The sequence below is a fragment of the Planococcus liqunii genome (assembly GCF_030413595.1).
Classification (GTDB): Bacteria; Bacillota; Bacilli; order Bacillales_A; family Planococcaceae; genus Planococcus; species Planococcus liqunii.
In genome coordinates this window covers 2,676,368-2,692,519 of sequence record NZ_CP129238.1, presented here as the reverse complement: position 1 = coordinate 2,692,519, position 16,152 = coordinate 2,676,368, and the positions used below count along the sequence as shown (strand labels likewise).

Annotated in this window: 15 protein-coding genes and 1 tRNA gene; 11 read left to right on the top strand and 5 right to left on the bottom strand. The window is 47.1% G+C overall.

From position 1 onward, the window contains the following. Positions 1-42: 42 nt before the first annotated feature. Positions 43-564 (top strand): DUF1850 domain-containing protein, encoded by a 522-nt coding sequence (locus QWY22_RS13610; protein ID WP_300981368.1) that lies wholly within the window; start codon positions 43-45, stop codon positions 562-564. After that, the gene (locus QWY22_RS13605) at positions 554-2,587 is read left to right on the top strand and encodes a TRAP transporter permease (RefSeq protein WP_300981367.1); all 2,034 of its coding nucleotides are present in this window, start codon (positions 554-556) and stop codon (positions 2,585-2,587) included. Before QWY22_RS13610 ends, QWY22_RS13605 begins: the two co-directional genes overlap by 11 nt. A gap of 129 nt (positions 2,588-2,716) precedes the next feature. Here QWY22_RS13605 and QWY22_RS13600 read toward each other — a convergent pair. The 3 genes from QWY22_RS13600 to QWY22_RS13590 form a co-directional block, all read right to left on the bottom strand. Next, positions 2,717-2,789, bottom strand: a tRNA-Val gene (locus tag QWY22_RS13600). 51 nt (positions 2,790-2,840) lie between these two features. Beyond that, on the bottom strand, positions 2,841-3,362 hold the full coding sequence (locus tag QWY22_RS13595; RefSeq protein ID WP_300981366.1) for a 2'-5' RNA ligase family protein: 522 nt from the start codon (positions 3,360-3,362) through the stop codon (positions 2,841-2,843). A gap of 14 nt (positions 3,363-3,376) precedes the next feature. After that, positions 3,377-4,099: a thermonuclease family protein gene (locus tag QWY22_RS13590; RefSeq protein WP_300981365.1), complete on the bottom strand. Its 723-nt coding sequence runs from the start codon at positions 4,097-4,099 to the stop codon at positions 3,377-3,379. Between the two features lie 99 nt (positions 4,100-4,198). Here QWY22_RS13590 and QWY22_RS13585 point away from each other — a divergent pair, with 99 nt between their 5' ends. Then, the gene (locus tag QWY22_RS13585) at positions 4,199-5,035 is read left to right on the top strand and encodes a DNA-3-methyladenine glycosylase family protein (protein WP_407072318.1); all 837 of its coding nucleotides are present in this window, start codon (positions 4,199-4,201) and stop codon (positions 5,033-5,035) included. Positions 5,036-5,131: 96 nt separating this feature from the next. Here the strand turns inward: QWY22_RS13585 and QWY22_RS13580 are convergent, their stop codons facing one another. Further along, a complete protein-coding gene (locus tag QWY22_RS13580) occupies positions 5,132-5,275 on the bottom strand; it encodes a hypothetical protein (protein ID WP_300981363.1) in 144 nt (47 codons plus the stop codon). Positions 5,276-5,394: 119 nt separating this feature from the next. On the opposite strand from QWY22_RS13580, the gene QWY22_RS13575 reads away from it, so the two are divergent. The 6 genes from QWY22_RS13575 to QWY22_RS13550 all read left to right on the top strand — a co-directional run bounded on the left by QWY22_RS13575 (position 5,395) and on the right by QWY22_RS13550 (position 11,346). Further along, positions 5,395-6,321: a Gfo/Idh/MocA family protein gene (locus QWY22_RS13575; protein WP_300981362.1), complete on the top strand. Its 927-nt coding sequence runs from the start codon at positions 5,395-5,397 to the stop codon at positions 6,319-6,321. Between the two features lie 61 nt (positions 6,322-6,382). Next, entirely contained in the window at positions 6,383-7,771 is a 1,389-nt protein-coding gene (locus QWY22_RS13570) for an aldehyde dehydrogenase (RefSeq protein WP_300981361.1), read from the top strand. Between the two features lie 61 nt (positions 7,772-7,832). Further along, on the top strand, positions 7,833-8,531 hold the full coding sequence (locus QWY22_RS13565) for a response regulator transcription factor (RefSeq protein WP_300981360.1): 699 nt from the start codon (positions 7,833-7,835) through the stop codon (positions 8,529-8,531). Continuing rightward, complete coding sequence (locus QWY22_RS13560; protein WP_300981359.1) at positions 8,515-9,885, top strand: sensor histidine kinase; 1,371 nt, start codon at positions 8,515-8,517, stop codon at positions 9,883-9,885. The genes QWY22_RS13565 and QWY22_RS13560 overlap by 17 nt, the downstream gene beginning before the upstream one ends. Next, positions 9,882-10,586 carry a PepSY domain-containing protein gene (locus QWY22_RS13555; protein ID WP_300981358.1) on the top strand — a complete coding sequence of 235 codons (705 nt, stop codon included), beginning with the start codon at positions 9,882-9,884 and terminating at the stop codon, positions 10,584-10,586. Before QWY22_RS13560 ends, QWY22_RS13555 begins: the two co-directional genes overlap by 4 nt. 148 nt (positions 10,587-10,734) lie before the next feature. Continuing rightward, positions 10,735-11,346, top strand: a complete 612-nt coding sequence (locus QWY22_RS13550) for a PepSY domain-containing protein (RefSeq protein WP_300981357.1) — start codon at positions 10,735-10,737, stop codon at positions 11,344-11,346. 554 nt (positions 11,347-11,900) lie between these two features. On the opposite strand, the gene QWY22_RS13545 is transcribed toward QWY22_RS13550, so the two are convergent. Next, complete coding sequence (locus QWY22_RS13545) at positions 11,901-13,472, bottom strand: two-component system sensor histidine kinase NtrB (protein WP_300981356.1); 1,572 nt, start codon at positions 13,470-13,472, stop codon at positions 11,901-11,903. Between the two features lie 108 nt (positions 13,473-13,580). Between QWY22_RS13545 and QWY22_RS13540 the strand changes: the two genes are divergently transcribed. Both QWY22_RS13540 and QWY22_RS13535 read left to right on the top strand, forming a co-directional pair. After that, the gene (locus QWY22_RS13540) at positions 13,581-14,630 is read left to right on the top strand and encodes a M42 family metallopeptidase (protein WP_300984394.1); all 1,050 of its coding nucleotides are present in this window, start codon (positions 13,581-13,583) and stop codon (positions 14,628-14,630) included. Positions 14,631-14,640: 10 nt separating this feature from the next. After that, complete coding sequence (locus QWY22_RS13535; RefSeq protein ID WP_300981355.1) at positions 14,641-16,101, top strand: UDP-N-acetylmuramoyl-L-alanyl-D-glutamate--2,6-diaminopimelate ligase; 1,461 nt, start codon at positions 14,641-14,643, stop codon at positions 16,099-16,101. Positions 16,102-16,152: the final 51 nt, after the last annotated feature.

The following is a 16,152-nucleotide window of genomic DNA, read 5'->3' as shown; positions in this document are numbered from 1 at the left end:
TTTATCGTCGTTATTTATTTATTCGTAAGGGGAGTTTGTCTAATGGAGTCAAAACCACTGCAGCTAAGCTTTCTTCTCCTAATCATTGCCTTCTTGCTTTTCGTAGCTGCACGGGTGCCTTTAAACAAACATTATGTTTTCATAGATAATAAAAACCAGGAGATTGCGGCTCATCTGCCAGTCAAAACCAGGGACTTTCAAATTGAATATACCCATTCCATTCATTTATCCGAAGTAATCGAAAGCTACGAAGTGCTTCCGGACAATAGCTTGAGAATGGTTGAATTGGAATATGAAGATTTTAATATTGGCATGCCGTCAAATGCAGGAGAAGGGGAAAATTTTGTCGAAAAAGACGGGAAATATTTTATCACCGGCATGAAAAAGGAACTGCCCGACTTTAGAATCTTCATTGGCAATATTGATGCAGGCTTGTTTTTTAAGAACAATGGCAGGAAATACGATTTAAAAAAGACGCTAACCCGTGGCGAATCCTACACCTTTAAAGTTCAGCGTCTATCTCTTATCCAACAATTAAGAGGAGTGAACATCGATGAGCAATGAGCTGCCTCCAAAAGAGAAAGAAAAAATGAAGTTGCCACCCGAAGAAGAAGGCAATATTTCAGAGGAAAAGCAAAAGGAAATACTGCAGAAATATGACCCCGAATCAAACACGCGCGATTTAAGCGGCATTGCCAAACATCTCGTCTTTTTCGGCTTGTTGGCATTTTCGCTTTTCCAGCTGTATACCGCCATCGATGGGCAATTGACAGCTTATTTGCAGCGGTCGATTCACTTGGGCTTTGCCTTGTCGTTAATTTTTCTATTGTTTCCAGCGATAAAGCGGAAAGGCGATCGCCGCAAAGTTCCTTTTTATGATTATTTGCTCGCTTTGCTGGCTGTTGCGGTAGGGGCATACTGGCCGATTATGTACGACGATTTGGTGTTCCGCGTCGGCCGGGTCACAGAGATGGATCTGATTGTCGGGATACTCGCCATCGTGCTGACGCTTGAAGCCACCAGGCGGGCTGTCGGGCTGCCGATTACCATCATTTCTTCGCTGTTTTTAGCTTATGCTTTTTGGGGGCCTTATTTCCCCGGGTTTTTAAAACACCGCGGACAGGATCTGGATTCGACGGTCCAGCTGATGTTTTACACAACTGACGGAATCTTGGGGACACCGCTGGCTGTTTCCGCAACGTTTATCTTTGTCTACCTACTGTTCGGTGCTTTCTTGGTAAAGACAGGCGTTGGGGAATACTTTAATGATTTGTCAGTTTCACTGGCTGGGCATTTAATAGGCGGTCCTGCAAAAGTCGCCATTTTCTCCAGTGCGCTGCAGGGAACCATATCCGGCAGTTCCGTTGCAAACGTTGTCACGTCCGGGGCTTATACTATCCCTATGATGAAGAAACTGGGCTACAATAAAGAATTCGCAGGTGCTGTGGAAGCCACCTCTTCGACAGGTGGCCAGATTATGCCGCCAATTATGGGAGCAGCCGCTTTCTTGATGGTCGAGTTCATCGGCGGCATCAGCTATTGGGACATTGCGAAAGCTGCGGCGATTCCGGCGCTGCTTTATTTTTCAGGTGTTTGGATCATGACGCATTTTGAAGCGAAAAGAGTGGGCCTTAGAGGTCTTACAAAAGAAGAATTGCCGGATCGGAAAGAGGTTTTAAAGAAAATACATCTTTTACTTCCAATTGTAATTATTATCGTCTTCTTGATGGTGGGAGTTCCGACCATGCATGCGGCTTTGTATGGCATTCTGGCTACTATCCTGGTCAGTGCCATCAATAAAGAAACGCGGTTAAGTTTTAAAGACATGATTCATGCATTGGTGGACGGTGCCCGGACGGCTTTGGCCGTCGGTGCTGCTACCGCAGCTGCGGGCATTATTGTGGGGGTTGTTGTAAAAACGGGTCTGGGGCTAAGCTTGGCAAACGGCTTGATTTCCGCATCGGGCGGCAGCATTTTGCTGACCTTGTTCTTCACGATGCTTGCTGCCATTGTCCTTGGTATGGGTTCACCGACAACCGCCAATTACGTCATCACTTCTACAATTGCAGCCCCGGCCATTATTACGCTGTTGATGCTGGATGAACCGGCTGGTGCTGCCGTGCCGATGGTCATCGCGATTTCTGCCCATTTATTCGTGTTCTATTTTGGGATTATCGCCGATATTACACCACCGGTCGCACTAGCCGCATTTGCGGCATCGGGTATTTCCGGAGGGGAACCGATCCGGACAGGCATCATAGCTTCTAAACTGGCTGCTGCTGCGTTTATCATTCCTTATATGTTTGTCCTGTCTCCATCGCTCTTAATGATTGATACGACATGGCTTGAACTGATCTGGGTTGTGGCAACTGCTTTTGCCGGCATGATTGCGCTCGGGGCGGGGCTGATCGGGTTTTGGTACCGGAAACTTACCTGGATTGAACGCATCCTGGCAGTGGTTACTGGACTCGCCCTGGTATATCCAGAGGGCATCTACTCCTATGTAGGAGTAGTAGTATTTATTGTTCTTTGGGCTATTCAGTGGACGGCGCGTGATAAAAAGGCGCCTAAAGCATCTGAAGCCTAAAGAAGGGGGCCTGAAGCTTTCAGCTTCAGGCCCCATTTTAGTTGTAAAAATAAAAAACCGCTGCCAGAAGGCAACGGTTTTTTCTAAGCAAACTTTGTTCCTAAAGCTTGCTGCGGGTTTGGCACCCAATGATTCCTACTGGGCTCGAACCAGCGACCTCTACCCTGTCAAGGTAGCGCTCTCCCAGCTGAGCTAAGGAATCTCATTTCCAGGACAAATATAATTATATCGTGCCCAGGGGAAAAGTCAATACTTATTCCGATAGAAAAATACTCCATTCCGTTTGCGCTTTTCCTTGGACAATAGACCAGCATTCGATGGCAACGGCCTTTGCCGTAAAAGGTTCGAATTCCATTGAAAGACGGGCAAACAGCGGTCCCCAGAACGGCGGTGCAATATGGTTGATAATGGTCGCATGGGGCACCCAGTGATCCGGCATATAGAAAGCATCGTGTCCGGTAAATTCCCGCGTCGATAGATTGATTGCCGAATGCAATGCAGCCAGCGCTTTAGTGACAATCGGTGCCGCATAAAAGCTGCCTTGCTGCTTGAAAAATCCAAGTGAAGCAAAAGACAGAGAAAGCTGCTTCGTTTTTTCTGCCCACGGCTCAATCGCTTTTTTCAAATCAAGCGGGCTGGGTTGGGTAAATGACTGCAGCGTAATATGCGGAGGCAAAGTCGCTTTTTGCTTGGAGGCGGCATATTGCGCCTGCTGCTGGAGCTGCTCAAAAATTGCGGACGACGGATAATCGAAACGCATAACAATGACTTGCATATAACTCCTCCTTGTCAGCTTCCAGTGCTTTTGAAACCTGCATCCTTGGCTTCCTGCTCTGAACAAAACCATTCTTCGGGATTGGTCTGTTCATAAGATCCTTCACCCGGCATATGGTAAATCTTATTGCCGTTCCGATTGATGTTTCCTTTGATCCGGCAATCGCCTTTTGGCGACTCGGATTTGGATAGATTAGATTCTTTTCCGTAGGCATCGGAATTAAAACCGCGGTCTGTTGAATAATTTTCAAACTCCCAAATGCCGATGCCCGCCTTTTTTGCATCCGTTTCCACTTTTTCAAAATCATCGACATAGCGGGTATTGGGAGGGTAAACATAGGCAACACGGGCAAAACCTGCTTCAAGCAGCTGTTCCTGCACGCTTTCCCCGTCTACATAAATATATGCAAGCAAGCGGCCGTAATCATCAAAACGGTCGCCTACGTCAAATTCAATGGAAACGTCGCCTGATTCGATGAGCCGTTTATTTTCTGCAGTCGCTTCGCTGCCAAGCGGCTGTTTTCCGAGGCGTGGATGATTGGTTTCCGGTGTATCCACCAGCAAATAACGGACCGTCTCTTCTTTTCCTTCATAAATAATCTTGATGGTATCTCCATCAATTACGGAAGTGACTTCTACGTCAATAGGATCCGCCGTCCCGCCTGTATCGGTGGAATCCAATGCTGTGCATCCGGCAAGCAGCATCAAGGCTGCAAGTAAAGCTATAATTTGTTTCATGGCTATCCCTGCTTTCATTTTTCCATTATATTTCCTGTTTCTGCGGCTTGCAATCAAAATCTGGGTGGGATACGGTTTAAGAAAAAGGGGATGAGAGAATTGCGATTGGAACTTCCGTTTGCCTATGATTTTGACCGGGCACTGGAGCGGCTTTCGCTGGATCCTTTGCATGCCGTCGATTTGTCGGGCCGCTCTGTCCGAATTCCGATGCCCGAAGGCACTATTGCAACCGTGAAAGCGAGAGGAACTAGTGAAAGTCCGGTGTTTGAAATAACCGATGCAACAGAAGCGCAAATGAGGCTGATAGCGGATCTGCTGCATTTCAATCGGTCTCTTAAACCGGTCACAGACCATTTCCGGAAGACCAGCCTGGCCCATTTGTTTGAGGAACATAAAGGGACGCCGTTGGTCCGAGAGTTTTCGTTGTACGGATCTTTGATGAAAAGCATTATCCATCAGCAATTAAACTTGTCGTTTGCCCACACTTTAACGAGCCGGTTTGTCCAAAACTACGGAGAACAAAAAGACGGAGTCTGGTTTTATCCGGCTCCTGAAACGATTGCACAGCTTGAGCCGGCAAGTTTAAGGGAGCTTCAGTTCAGCACGCGAAAAGCTGAATACGTGATTGGATTGTCCCGAGCCATTGCGAACGGGGAATTGGACTTGGAAAACATGGCAAATCTGGACGACGATGAAGTGACCGCCCGTTTGGTTCACTACAGAGGGATTGGCCCCTGGACAGCGCAAAGTTTTCTGATGTTTGGGCTGGGGCGCGCTAATTTATTTCCACTGGCGGATATTGGCCTGCAAAATGCCTTGAAAATTCAATGGGAACGGTCTGAAAAACCGAAGGCTGAAGAAATTCTCCTTCATCTGCCCGAATGGGAGCCTTATCTATCATACGCTTCGCTGTATTTGTGGAGAAGCATCGAGTAAATTCATTCGGACATGACAAAACGCCTTTTCAATTTGAATTGAACAAGGCGTTTTCTATGTACTGCAGCGTCGGATACCTGTTGTTAACTGCATCAATTAAGCATGAGTCTCCATGTCGATTTGAGCTTCTTCAAAATACAAAAACGATTCCTGTTCCAGGCTGTCCAGCTTTTCTTTGTTTAATCCAACTTCCAATTCTCCTGAAAAAATCGGTTCCCACCAGTTTGCTTGTTTGTTCATGATGTTTTCCTCCTCGGTTTGTGTTGTAATTGTTTGACTATTCTATACCCCTAAAGGTTACACTAATAAACAGAGAGAGCCAAAATAAGCCTTTAGGCCTTATAGAAAAGAGGGGTAACATGATTTCAATTGGAATAATCGGAGCAGGAATCGTAGGAGAGCGTATTATCAAGCAAATCCAGCAAGAAGGCAGAGTGCAAATCAAGGGAGTTTACGATGAACAACAGGAGCGTCTGCAGTTTCTTCATGACACATATGGGGTGCCGATTTGTGAGTCCTTCGAATCGATTCTCCATTCAAATATTGATTGGCTGTACATCGGAACGCCGCCTGCTTCCCATGCAGAAATCGCCAAACGTGCTGCGGGAGCCGGAATTCATGTGCTGAGCGAGAAGCCGCTTGCGCACAACGCAGAAGACGGAGAAGAAATGGTGGAAGCAGCAAAAAAGAACCGGATCCGAACGGCGATGCATTTTCCGCTCATGTACAAGCCGGCTGTACACGATATGGTTAAGCGCATCCGGAACGGCAATATCGGAAAAGTGGTGCGCATTGAGCTGCAGACCTTTTTCCCGGATTGGCCACGCGCATGGCAGCAAAATCCGTGGATTGCATCAAGAAGCCAAGGCGGCTTTGTAAGGGAAGTGTTTCCTCATTACCTCCAGCTCTTTAACCGGGTATTCGGAGAACTGACAATTTTGTCCCATTACATCACCTACCCCGAACAAGCTGACCTTTGCGAGACAGGAATCGTGGCGCATGGGGTAACGGCCGGCAGCATTCCATTTTTGATCACCGGGCTTAGCGGCATCGGGCAAAAAGAATTGCTGCAATTTAAAGTCTACGGCGAAGAAGGCGTTTTGACATTGGAAAACTGGTCGGATCTATACGAAGAAAGAAAATACGAAGATCGCAAACAAATTACAGATTTTCTGGAAGTTCCTTCACTGTTCCAGTCGATGCGTGAACAATCCACTTTTCTGGTGCCTTTTGAAGAAGGCCTCGTTGTGCAGCGTTATATTGACCAATTGCTTGCAGAAAAGTAAATGAAGTGAAGTTTTAAAAAAATCATGCTAAGATGTTTTCACTAAGAAGGGGGCTTTATAGATGGAAGTTACTGCATTGACGGTCGAACAAATGATTAACGAACAGCGTGATTTCTTTTACACAGGCGCCACTAAAAGCGTCAGTTTCCGGAAAGCGCAGCTCGAGCGGCTGAAGCAAGCCATAAAAGCTCACGAAAATGAAATTCTTCACGCCTTGAAATTGGATTTAGGAAAAAGCGAGTTTGAAGCTTATGCGACCGAAGTGGGATTTATCCTGGACAGCATCGGCTATATGTCGAAGCATTTGGACAACTGGATGGAGCCGGAACAAGTAAAGACGCCGCTTCATTTGCAGCCTGCCAAAAGTTTTGTCATTCGGGAACCGTACGGCTCTGTGCTCATCATCGGGCCATTCAACTATCCGTTCCAATTGATCATGGAACCGTTGATCGGGGCAATTGTCGGAGGGAACTGTGCAGTGGTCAAACCGTCCGAAACTACGCCGAACGTAACGAAAGTGACGCGCACCATCATTGAAGAAGCATTCCCTTCCTACTATATTCGAGTGGTTGAAGGCGAGCGGGAAGAAGTGACGGCACTTATCCATGCATCTTTTGATTATATTTTCTTCACTGGCAGCGTCAATGTCGGAAAAGTGATCATGAAGGCTGCGTCGGAACGCCTGACGCCGATCACGCTGGAACTTGGCGGGAAAAGCCCGGCTATCGTCGACCAGACGGCTAATCTTGACTTGGCGGTAAAACGCATTGCTTGGGGCAAATTGATGAATACCGGCCAGACCTGTGTGGCGCCGGATTATGTCTGCGTCCATGAATCGGTTAAAGAAGAGTTCATGAAAAAGTTGATCAAGACTATCCGGAGTTTCTACGGAAAAGACGCACTGAAAAGTCCGGACTACGGACGAATTGTTTCCGTTCAGCATTTCGACCGGCTCGCTGAGATCATCAAAAAAGAAGCGGCAAATATTGTGGCTGGCGGCGGGATGGACCGCAATGAGCGTTATATTGAACCGGTTGTACTCGACAATATCAACTGGGACAGCCCGTCGATGGAAGAGGAATTATTCGGGCCGATTTTGCCGGTCATCACATACAATGACCTGCCTGCACTGCTGCGCCAAATCCGCAAATTGCCAAAGCCGCTTTCCGCTTATATGTTCTCTGAAAATGAGCGGGCAATTAATTTCTTCCTGGAAGAATTGCCATTTGGCGGCGGCTGCATCAACGATACGGTGTCCCATGTCGGCAGCGTCTACCTGCCTTTTGGCGGAGTAGGTACTTCGGGCGTTAATTCCTACCACGGAAAAGCGAGTTTTGAAACTTTCACACATGCAAAATCCATCTTGAAAAAATCGACCAAACTGTCGACCAATGTCCTGTTTCCGCCTTATGGAAACAAAGTGAATATGGTTAGGACCTTATTGAAATAAGCGGCCTCCGGGTCGCTTTTTTCTTTAGGTTTGCTAGAATAAACAGTAAGAGGTGACGGATATGACAGAGCGTATTCTGATAGTGGAAGATGAAAAAAGCATAGCACGCGTGTTGGAACTGGAACTTACATATGAAGGCTATCAAACAGGAGTGGCTCATACAGGTTCGGAAGGGCTGATTCAATTCCGCGAAAACGAATGGGATTTGATCTTGCTTGATTTGATGCTGCCTGAAATCCATGGGTTGGATGTGCTAAAACGCATTCGTACTTCAAATCCAGCCATTCCGGTTATTTTGCTGACAGCGAAAAACGATGTGAAAGACAAAGTGGCGGGCCTTGATTTGGGCGCTAATGATTACGTAACAAAACCATTTGAAATTGAAGAGCTGCTTGCCCGCATCCGTGCATGCCTGCGGCAGTCGACAGGGAGCGGGAATTCCGAAGTTTGCCGCTTTGAACAGCTGGAATTGAACGAAACGACGCGTGAGGTCACCCGCAGCGGACGCTCGGTTGAACTGACGCCGCGCGAATTTGATTTGCTGCTGTATTTGATGCAGCATCCGCAGCAAGTGTTGAGCCGCGAACAAGTGTTGAATGCTGTTTGGGGCTACGACTATTACGGGGATACCAATGTCATCGATGTCTACATCCGCTATTTGCGGAAAAAAATCGATGCAGGTGAGCCCTCCACTTATATCCAGACGGTTCGGGGCGTAGGTTATGTCCTGAAGGAGCATGTCCATGAAGCTAAAAAATAAAATCCATATTTGGACCACTTTGCTGATGCTGGTCATTTTGCTGGTGCTCATGATCGTCATTTACTTTTCGTTCAGCCGGTTAACGTATTCAACGGAAGTGGACCAGTTGCACACCGAGGCCAATCTAGTGGTTGCAAAGCTGAATGAGAATCCGGCAGATCCCCAGAATGTACTTCGGGGATATGTGCCGGTAAACGGTTCGATTCAAGTTACCCGTGGTGGCAAGGAACTGATCCGGACGATTCAAGATCCAGCGGTTCCAACCGAACTTCCTGCAGACTTGCCGGAAGCTTCCGGAACCATTCAAGCAGAAGATGAGCTATTCGCTTATGTGACAACACCCATCATTTGGACGGACGGTGAAGTGGCAAATTTGACGATTGCCCAGTCGACGAGAGAAGTCAGCGGCAATCTTCAAACGCTGCGCCTTGTCTTGATCACGGTAACTTTGCTTGCCATGATACCGGTAGTGGTTTCAAGCATCGTTCTCGGGCGGCTCATTACGAAGCCCATTACCGATCTTACCAATACAATGACGCGCATTCAGCGGAATGGCCAATTCGAGAAGCTGCAAATCACCGAGGAAACGAACGATGAAATCGGGCAGATGGGCCGGACGTTCAATGAAATGATGGCACTTCTTGAAGAAAACTATACCAAGCAGGAACAATTTGTCTCGAATGCGTCCCATGAATTGAAAACGCCTTTAACGGTCATTGGCAGCTATGCTAAACTTCTGCAGCGGCGCGGCATGCAGGATGAAAAAATTGCCGATGAAGGGCTCACGGCCATCCGGACTGAAACCGACCGCATGAAAGCGTTGATTGAGCAGCTTTTGCATATTGCCCGCCAAAGCGAAGCGCAGCTCGAATTGACCAACGTGAATGTCACGAAAGTGCTTGAGCAAACGACCGCAGCGCTTGGAACTTCCTATAACCGGGAATTCCAGCTGACTGCAAGTTCACCGGAATTATACGTCACGACCGATTTGGCGAAACTCAAACAGCTTTTGTATATCCTGCTCGACAACGCGCGGAAATATTCAAGCGACCGTATTGAAGTGATTGCCAAAAACGAAAGGGACCCCATCATTCAAATCCGGGATTACGGCATCGGCATCCCCAAGGAGTCGCTGCCGTTTATCTTTGAACGCTTTTACCGGGTGGATAAAGCGCGGAGCCGTGACACCGGGGGATCCGGACTTGGACTATCCCTTGCCAAACAATTGGCTGATTCACTCGGAGCCAAGCTGGAAATTGAAAGCATTGAACAAATGGGTACGACAGTTTCCATCATTTTCTCATCGGATTTTAATGTTGGCGCGGTACAATCAAGCCAGGAGGGATCAGGATGAGAAAATGGATGCTAATGGCAGCTGGGACGGTCTTGCTTGGAATAATTGTCATTGCCTTTCTCTTAAATCCGTTTATCGGCAGCGAAAGCATCAGTGCACAAGAGGCAGAGCAATCGGTGCTGGACCTATACGGAGGAGAACTTGTTGGAACTTCTGAAGTGGACAACCATTTTGAGGTGGACTTCAATAAAGCGAATGGTCTTTATACCGCAATGGTTAACAAAGCCACGGGCCAGGTGGAATCGATGAAGCTGATCGAGAAAAAAGAACCAGCCACCCGATTGAATGAAGAACAGGCAGGAGCGGCTGCATTAAAAAAAGTGAACGGAACGCTGGAAAACGTCACGTATTTGAAAGACAGCCAGCAATACGAAGTGAAAATAAAAGATGAAAAAAATATCACAACCGTGCTTGTAGCAGCGGCGACAGGAGAAATTGGGGACATCACCGCCGAACCAATTACAAAACCGGATGCGAAACCGGAGCCAGAACCAGAACCGGATGCGGTCATCACCGAGGACGAAGCCATCGCGATTGCGAAACAGACGCTTGACGGCGAAGTACAGGAAATTGAGTTTGTCCAGACCGAAGGCGGAGGCTATTATTTGATCGAAATTGAAAATGAAGAATCCGAACGGGAAGTGACGGTCCAGATCCATGCAATCCGTGGTGAAACCTTAACGGTTGAATGGGACGATTAAACAAAAAACACTCTAGCGGGAAATTTGCCTTTCTGCTTGAGTGTTTTTTGTTTCTTTAAATTCTCATCAAATTCTAATAAACCCTTAATCGTCTTCACAGAAGCGGGGGCTATAGTAAAGATAGAACATATGAGGAGGAGAGATTAACATGAAAAAATTCATTTACATCCCGGTAGTAGCAGGCGCGTTAACTTTTGGAGGAATTGTACTGGCCAACACAGATACAAATCCAGCAGGAACTTCTGAAACCAATTCAAACAGTGCCAATGTCCAAAACAGCAATCAGCAGTCTAACCAAAAAGCGCCGAAGCTTACATTTGATGATGCTTCTGCAAAAGCGCTTGAAATTGTGGGCGGAACCATCACAGACATTGAATTAGAAAGAAATATGAACAGTGCTTACTATGAAGTAGACGTGACACACGAAGGCTATGAATACGATTTGAAATTTGATGCCGACACAGGAGAAGTCTTGGAACAAAAACGTGAAAAAGAAGACGACCGCGATGACGATTCAGACGATATCGTCTCAACTGAAGGCTTGATCAGTTCGGAAGAAGCGACAAAAGCTGCCCTTGTAGCAGCTAGCGGAACGGTGAAAGACATGGAATTGGACAATGACGACGGTGTTGCGCAATACGAATTTGAAATTGAAGACGGCAAAACCGAACACGAAGTGACCGTCAATGCAAAAGACGGTTCTATTATTAAACATGAAACTGACAAGAATGATAACGATGACGACAACGACGATGATTGATTAAAAAAAAAGAGCCCTTGGGCTCTTTTTTTAATCAGGCTGCTGGAAAAAATTCCATTCTCTAAGTCATTTCGCTCCAAGTGGACGCTTTCCGCGGACCCATGCCGAAATCCACTCGGAACTTGCATCCTGAGTGGATTTCGGCACTTCGTCGCTACGCTGACCCGCTGGAGTCGCCGGTTTCCATTCCGGATTCTAAACTTGGGGCTACCCAAAGTTGTCGCTTTCCTTCTTTAACTAGATGATTGAACTTCATTCGGTTACGTGTTCACTTTTGGATGAAAGAGAGATGCCCCAACCGGTTCGGCCACGGAGACTCCTGTGGGACAGCGAAAGCTGAAGACCCCGCAGGCAAGACATTGGCCGAAGGCAATGAGGCCAAGTCTTTGCGACGAAGCTAGCGCAGCGATGCAGGAGCAACGGGTTTCGAAGCGGCGAGGAGGCTGAAGCTGAGCCCACGGAAAGCGAAGTGGCCGATCCGGTTGGTTTTATGCATTTCTATTCATTTCAACTATACTTTGTCTACAGTCTGAAAGAGCACTTGGGCTCTTTTTTTACGCTTTTGGCAAAAGAATAGTGGCAGTGGTGCCGTTTCCTTCCTGGCTGTCGATTTCCAGGCTGCCGCCGTGTTCACGGATGATTTTCTGGGAAATGATCAGGCCGAGGCCGGTTCCGGTCGCTTTGGTGGTGTAGAAAGGTTCGAAAATACGCGCCATTACTTCTTCGGGAATCCCAACTCCATTATCCCGAATGCGCAGCGAGACGAATCCATCGTCGAAGTTTTCAATATGCAACGTAATTTCACCTTGCCGTTCGATTGCATCGATTGAATTTTTTATCAAGTTGATCAGCACTTGCTTCAGCTGATGATCTTCCGCCCGGACATCAAAATCATCTTTTTCCCAATGCTTGATGAATTGGATGCCTTGCCTGTTCAGCTCCGGGCCGAACAAAACAAAAATATCCTCCAAGGTTTGGCGCAAACTGATCCTTTTGGCTTCAGAAGCCTGCGGTTTTGCCAATACCAAAAATTCACTGATAATGAGATTAATGCGCTCCAATTCAGATTGGATCAACTTCGTGTAATCTTTGTACGGATAATCCAGATCATTATGCATCATTTGGACAAAGCCCGAGATAACCGTCATTGGATTTCGGACTTCGTGGGCAACGCCAGCGGCGATCTCTCCCGCAAGCTTCATTTTTTCTGCCTGGACAATCAGCCTTTCCGCTTCTTTCTGATAAGAAATATCCCGTGAAATAATGGAAGTAGCCACGACATTCCCTGCTTCGTCTGTAATGGGCGACAAAGTGATTTGGGCATGGAAACGGCTGCCGTCTTTTTTGGCGTCTACGGTTTCGAGCAAGGAAAAACTCTCGCCTTTTTGGACTTGCAGGGTGCGGACGGCCGCTTCTTCTGATTTTTCCGGCGGAACAAGCGAAATCGACTGCCCGATGCATTCTTCCAATGTCCAGCCATACAATTCTTCAAAAGCGGGATTGATGGCGATAATTTTATTGTCCACATCAAAGACGGCAAACGCGTCTTTGGCTGTTTCAAAAAACAATTGAAGATAGCCTTCTTTTGATATGAGCGCCTTTTCCATGGATTCGTTCTGCTGCTCCAGCTGAGACCAGATCCGGCTGAAGTAAATCGAATGAAGCGTAGTCAAAAGCAGGATGCAGAGTATAAAAACAAATAGCGATAAATGAACATAGTGGACAGACGCTCTGTCGCTTAATTCATCAAAAACAAAAGCCAGTAAAAAGGTTTCGATGGCGGTCAACACCCCTAAAGCGATGATCGGAAACGTATCGTAGTACAAGGCGGATGCAATAATCGGGATCGCAAAGTAGATTACCGTTACTGCAGACAATGCCTCGAAATTTAAGATAAATACATAAAAGTTCATGAAAAGAAGAACCAGAATTTGAATTTTCCGCTCATTATACTTTACGGCTTGCAGGACAAGCAAGACAATATAAGCTGCGAGTCCGAACAACGGGGAATAAATGGCCATAGGAAAGTCGGCAATCAGTGGGAGCAGCAAATGGATAACGCTCGCGCCTCCAAATAAATGGATAAACAGCCTATTTCTATTTTGATTGGTTGAAGAACGCTCCATAATGCACCTCAATCTTGGGGATTCGTACTAATATTACTATAGAATGCCCTGTCAGAACATGATTCATTTTGATATGATAAAGTAATTAGGGAGGCGTTACTCATGTCAATTGAATGGAATAAACAAGAAACGCTGGATTTATTAAAAGAGCTAGTGGAAATTCCCAGTCCATCAGGCTATACAATGGACATTATGAAGACTATCAAAAAGCACTTGGACGACTGGAATGCTGAATACAGGATGACCCAAAAAGGGGCAGTCATTGCGACCATTCAGGGCAAAGACCAAAGCAGGCACCGCTTGTTAACGGCCCATGTCGATACGCTCGGCGCGATGGTTAAAGAAATCAAACCAACCGGCCGTTTGAAATTATCACTTGTCGGCGGGTTTAAATTTAATGCGATTGAAGGCGAAAATTGCCTTATACATAAAGCAGATGGCACGACTTTGTCAGGCACGATTTTGATGCATCAGACGACGGTCCATGTCTATAAGGACGCAGGCACTGCTGATCGGGACGAAAATAATATGGAAGTCCGCTTGGATGAAAAAGCCTTTTCAGCAGATGAAGTCCGGGCACTCGGCATCGAAGTGGGCGATTTTGTATCGTTTGATCCGCGTTTTGCGGCGACGGACTCAGGATATATCAAATCCCGCCATCTGGATGACAAAGCCAGCACGGCGCTGCTGCTTCAATTGCTTAAGCAATTGAAGGTGTCAGGCGAAGAATTGCCGCATACTACCCATTTTTATATTTCAAACAATGAAGAAATCGGATACGGCGGCAACTCCAATATTCCAGAACAAACAGCGGAATACATTGCGGTGGATATGGGCGCCATCGGAGATGGGCAGGCATCGGACGAATACACCGTATCCATTTGTGCCAAAGACTCGAGCGGACCTTACCACTATGGCCTTACCCGCCATTTGATCGCCCTGGCGAATCAGCATCAGATTGATTATAAAGTCGACATTTACCCTTATTACGGATCAGATGCTTCAGCGGCGATCGGAGCCGGGGCAGACGTCAAACATGCCTTATTTGGGCCGGGGATTGAAGCGTCTCATTCCTATGAACGCACCCATATCGATTCATTGAAAGCCGCGGGGGCATTGCTTCATGCATATGTCATGTCTCCGCTAGTTACAGAGTAGGAGGATTTTCATGAACACACACCAACTGATCGAAAATATTCCTTATAATCAATTGATCGGGACATTGCCGGAAACGGTGGAACACATTACCATGGATTCCCGTGAAGTGAGAAGAGGATCTGTTTTTATTTGCATCAAAGGATATACAGTGGATGGCCACGATTTTGCTCAGCAGGCGGCGGTGCAAGGCGCTGTCTTAATTGTATCGGAGCAGCCGCTCGACTTGCCGGACACTCCTGTGTTGCTTGTCGCAGATTCAGACCGGACCCTCGGTTTGCTTGCCGCCAAATTTTACGGCTACCCGTCAAAAGGAATGCAGATGATCGGCGTAACCGGCACCAACGGCAAAACTAGCGTGTCCGGAATTCTGCATTCCATGCTGATGGAACTTGGCAAAACTTCCGCAGTGACCGGAACCATCGGCTTTAATCTGAACGGGGAGCTGCACCCGTCAGCAAATACGACAAGTGATGCATTGACTACGCAGCAGATGATCGCCAGAGCCAAAGAAGCAGGCTGTTCCCATATGACGATGGAAGTTTCTTCCCATGGGCTGGTGCTTGGGCGCCTGGCGGGAGTTGAATTCAATACGGCGATTTTCACTAATTTAACGCATGATCACCTGGATTTCCACGGAACGATGGAGGAATACGGGCATGCAAAAGGCTTGCTGTTTTCACAGCTCGGCCAAAATCTTCAGGAGAAAAAGCAAGCCGTTTTGAACGCTGACGATCCATGGTCGGAAAAGTATGCGGATATGACTTCTCATCCAGTTTATACATACGGAGTGAAGGAAGAAGCTCAGTTTAAAGCAGGAAATATCGAAATGGGCGACCATGGCACCACGTTCACTTTAACTTGTCCGGAAGGCGAATTTGCCGTTTCGATGAAATTGCTCGGACAATTCAATGTATCCAATGCTTTAGCGGCCATTGCCGCCTTGTATGCAGAAGGATTTGAGCTGGCAGAGGTTCTGTCTGCATTGTCCCGAATTGCACCGGTAGAAGGACGCATGCAAAAAGTGGAATTGGACGCTCCAGTTTCCATCTTCATCGATTATGCGCATACACCGGATGCCATCGAAAAAGCCATTGACGCAGTAACTGATTTCAAGACGAACCGGATTATCTTCCTGGTCGGAACAGGGGGGAACCGGGACAAGACGAAGCGGCCGATTATGGCCCAAAAAGCTTCGGTTGCGGATTACGTGGTCTTGACGACGGATGATCCGCGCTACGAAGAATACGACAGCATTTTAAACGATTTGCAAACAGGCATGGAACACGCCAATTTTGCCTGCATCGGTGACCGGGCAGAAGCGGTCAAACATGCCATTGCTCAAGCCGAACCTGGGGACATCATCATTTTGGCAGGAAAAGGCCACGAGGATTACCAAATCATCGGCTCAACAAAATATCCGCACAGCGACAAAGAAATTGCCATCCAGGAAGCCATGAAAAAATTCCGTTGAAAAGAAGCCCCATCCGGCTTCTTTTTTCACGTCCAAGGTTGAAATTCCTTG

Excerpts from the sequence above, each read along its gene's own strand:
- QWY22_RS13610 (WP_300981368.1), top strand. The coding sequence starts at position 43 with ATGGAGTCAAAACCACTGCAGCTAAGCTTTCTTCTCCTAATCATTGCC.
- QWY22_RS13605 (WP_300981367.1), top strand. The coding sequence starts at position 554 with ATGAGCAATGAGCTGCCTCCAAAAGAGAAAGAAAAAATGAAGTTGCCA.
- QWY22_RS13595 (WP_300981366.1), bottom strand. The coding sequence starts at position 3,362 with ATGCAAGTCATTGTTATGCGTTTCGATTATCCGTCGTCCGCAATTTTT.
- QWY22_RS13590 (WP_300981365.1), bottom strand. The coding sequence starts at position 4,099 with ATGAAACAAATTATAGCTTTACTTGCAGCCTTGATGCTGCTTGCCGGA.
- QWY22_RS13580 (WP_300981363.1), bottom strand. The coding sequence starts at position 5,275 with ATGAACAAACAAGCAAACTGGTGGGAACCGATTTTTTCAGGAGAATTG.
- QWY22_RS13575 (WP_300981362.1), top strand. The coding sequence starts at position 5,395 with ATGATTTCAATTGGAATAATCGGAGCAGGAATCGTAGGAGAGCGTATT.
- QWY22_RS13570 (WP_300981361.1), top strand. The coding sequence starts at position 6,383 with ATGGAAGTTACTGCATTGACGGTCGAACAAATGATTAACGAACAGCGT.
- QWY22_RS13565 (WP_300981360.1), top strand. The coding sequence starts at position 7,833 with ATGACAGAGCGTATTCTGATAGTGGAAGATGAAAAAAGCATAGCACGC.
- QWY22_RS13560 (WP_300981359.1), top strand. The coding sequence starts at position 8,515 with ATGAAGCTAAAAAATAAAATCCATATTTGGACCACTTTGCTGATGCTG.
- QWY22_RS13555 (WP_300981358.1), top strand. The coding sequence starts at position 9,882 with ATGAGAAAATGGATGCTAATGGCAGCTGGGACGGTCTTGCTTGGAATA.
- QWY22_RS13550 (WP_300981357.1), top strand. The coding sequence starts at position 10,735 with ATGAAAAAATTCATTTACATCCCGGTAGTAGCAGGCGCGTTAACTTTT.
- QWY22_RS13545 (WP_300981356.1), bottom strand. The coding sequence starts at position 13,472 with ATGGAGCGTTCTTCAACCAATCAAAATAGAAATAGGCTGTTTATCCAT.
- QWY22_RS13535 (WP_300981355.1), top strand. The coding sequence starts at position 14,641 with ATGAACACACACCAACTGATCGAAAATATTCCTTATAATCAATTGATC.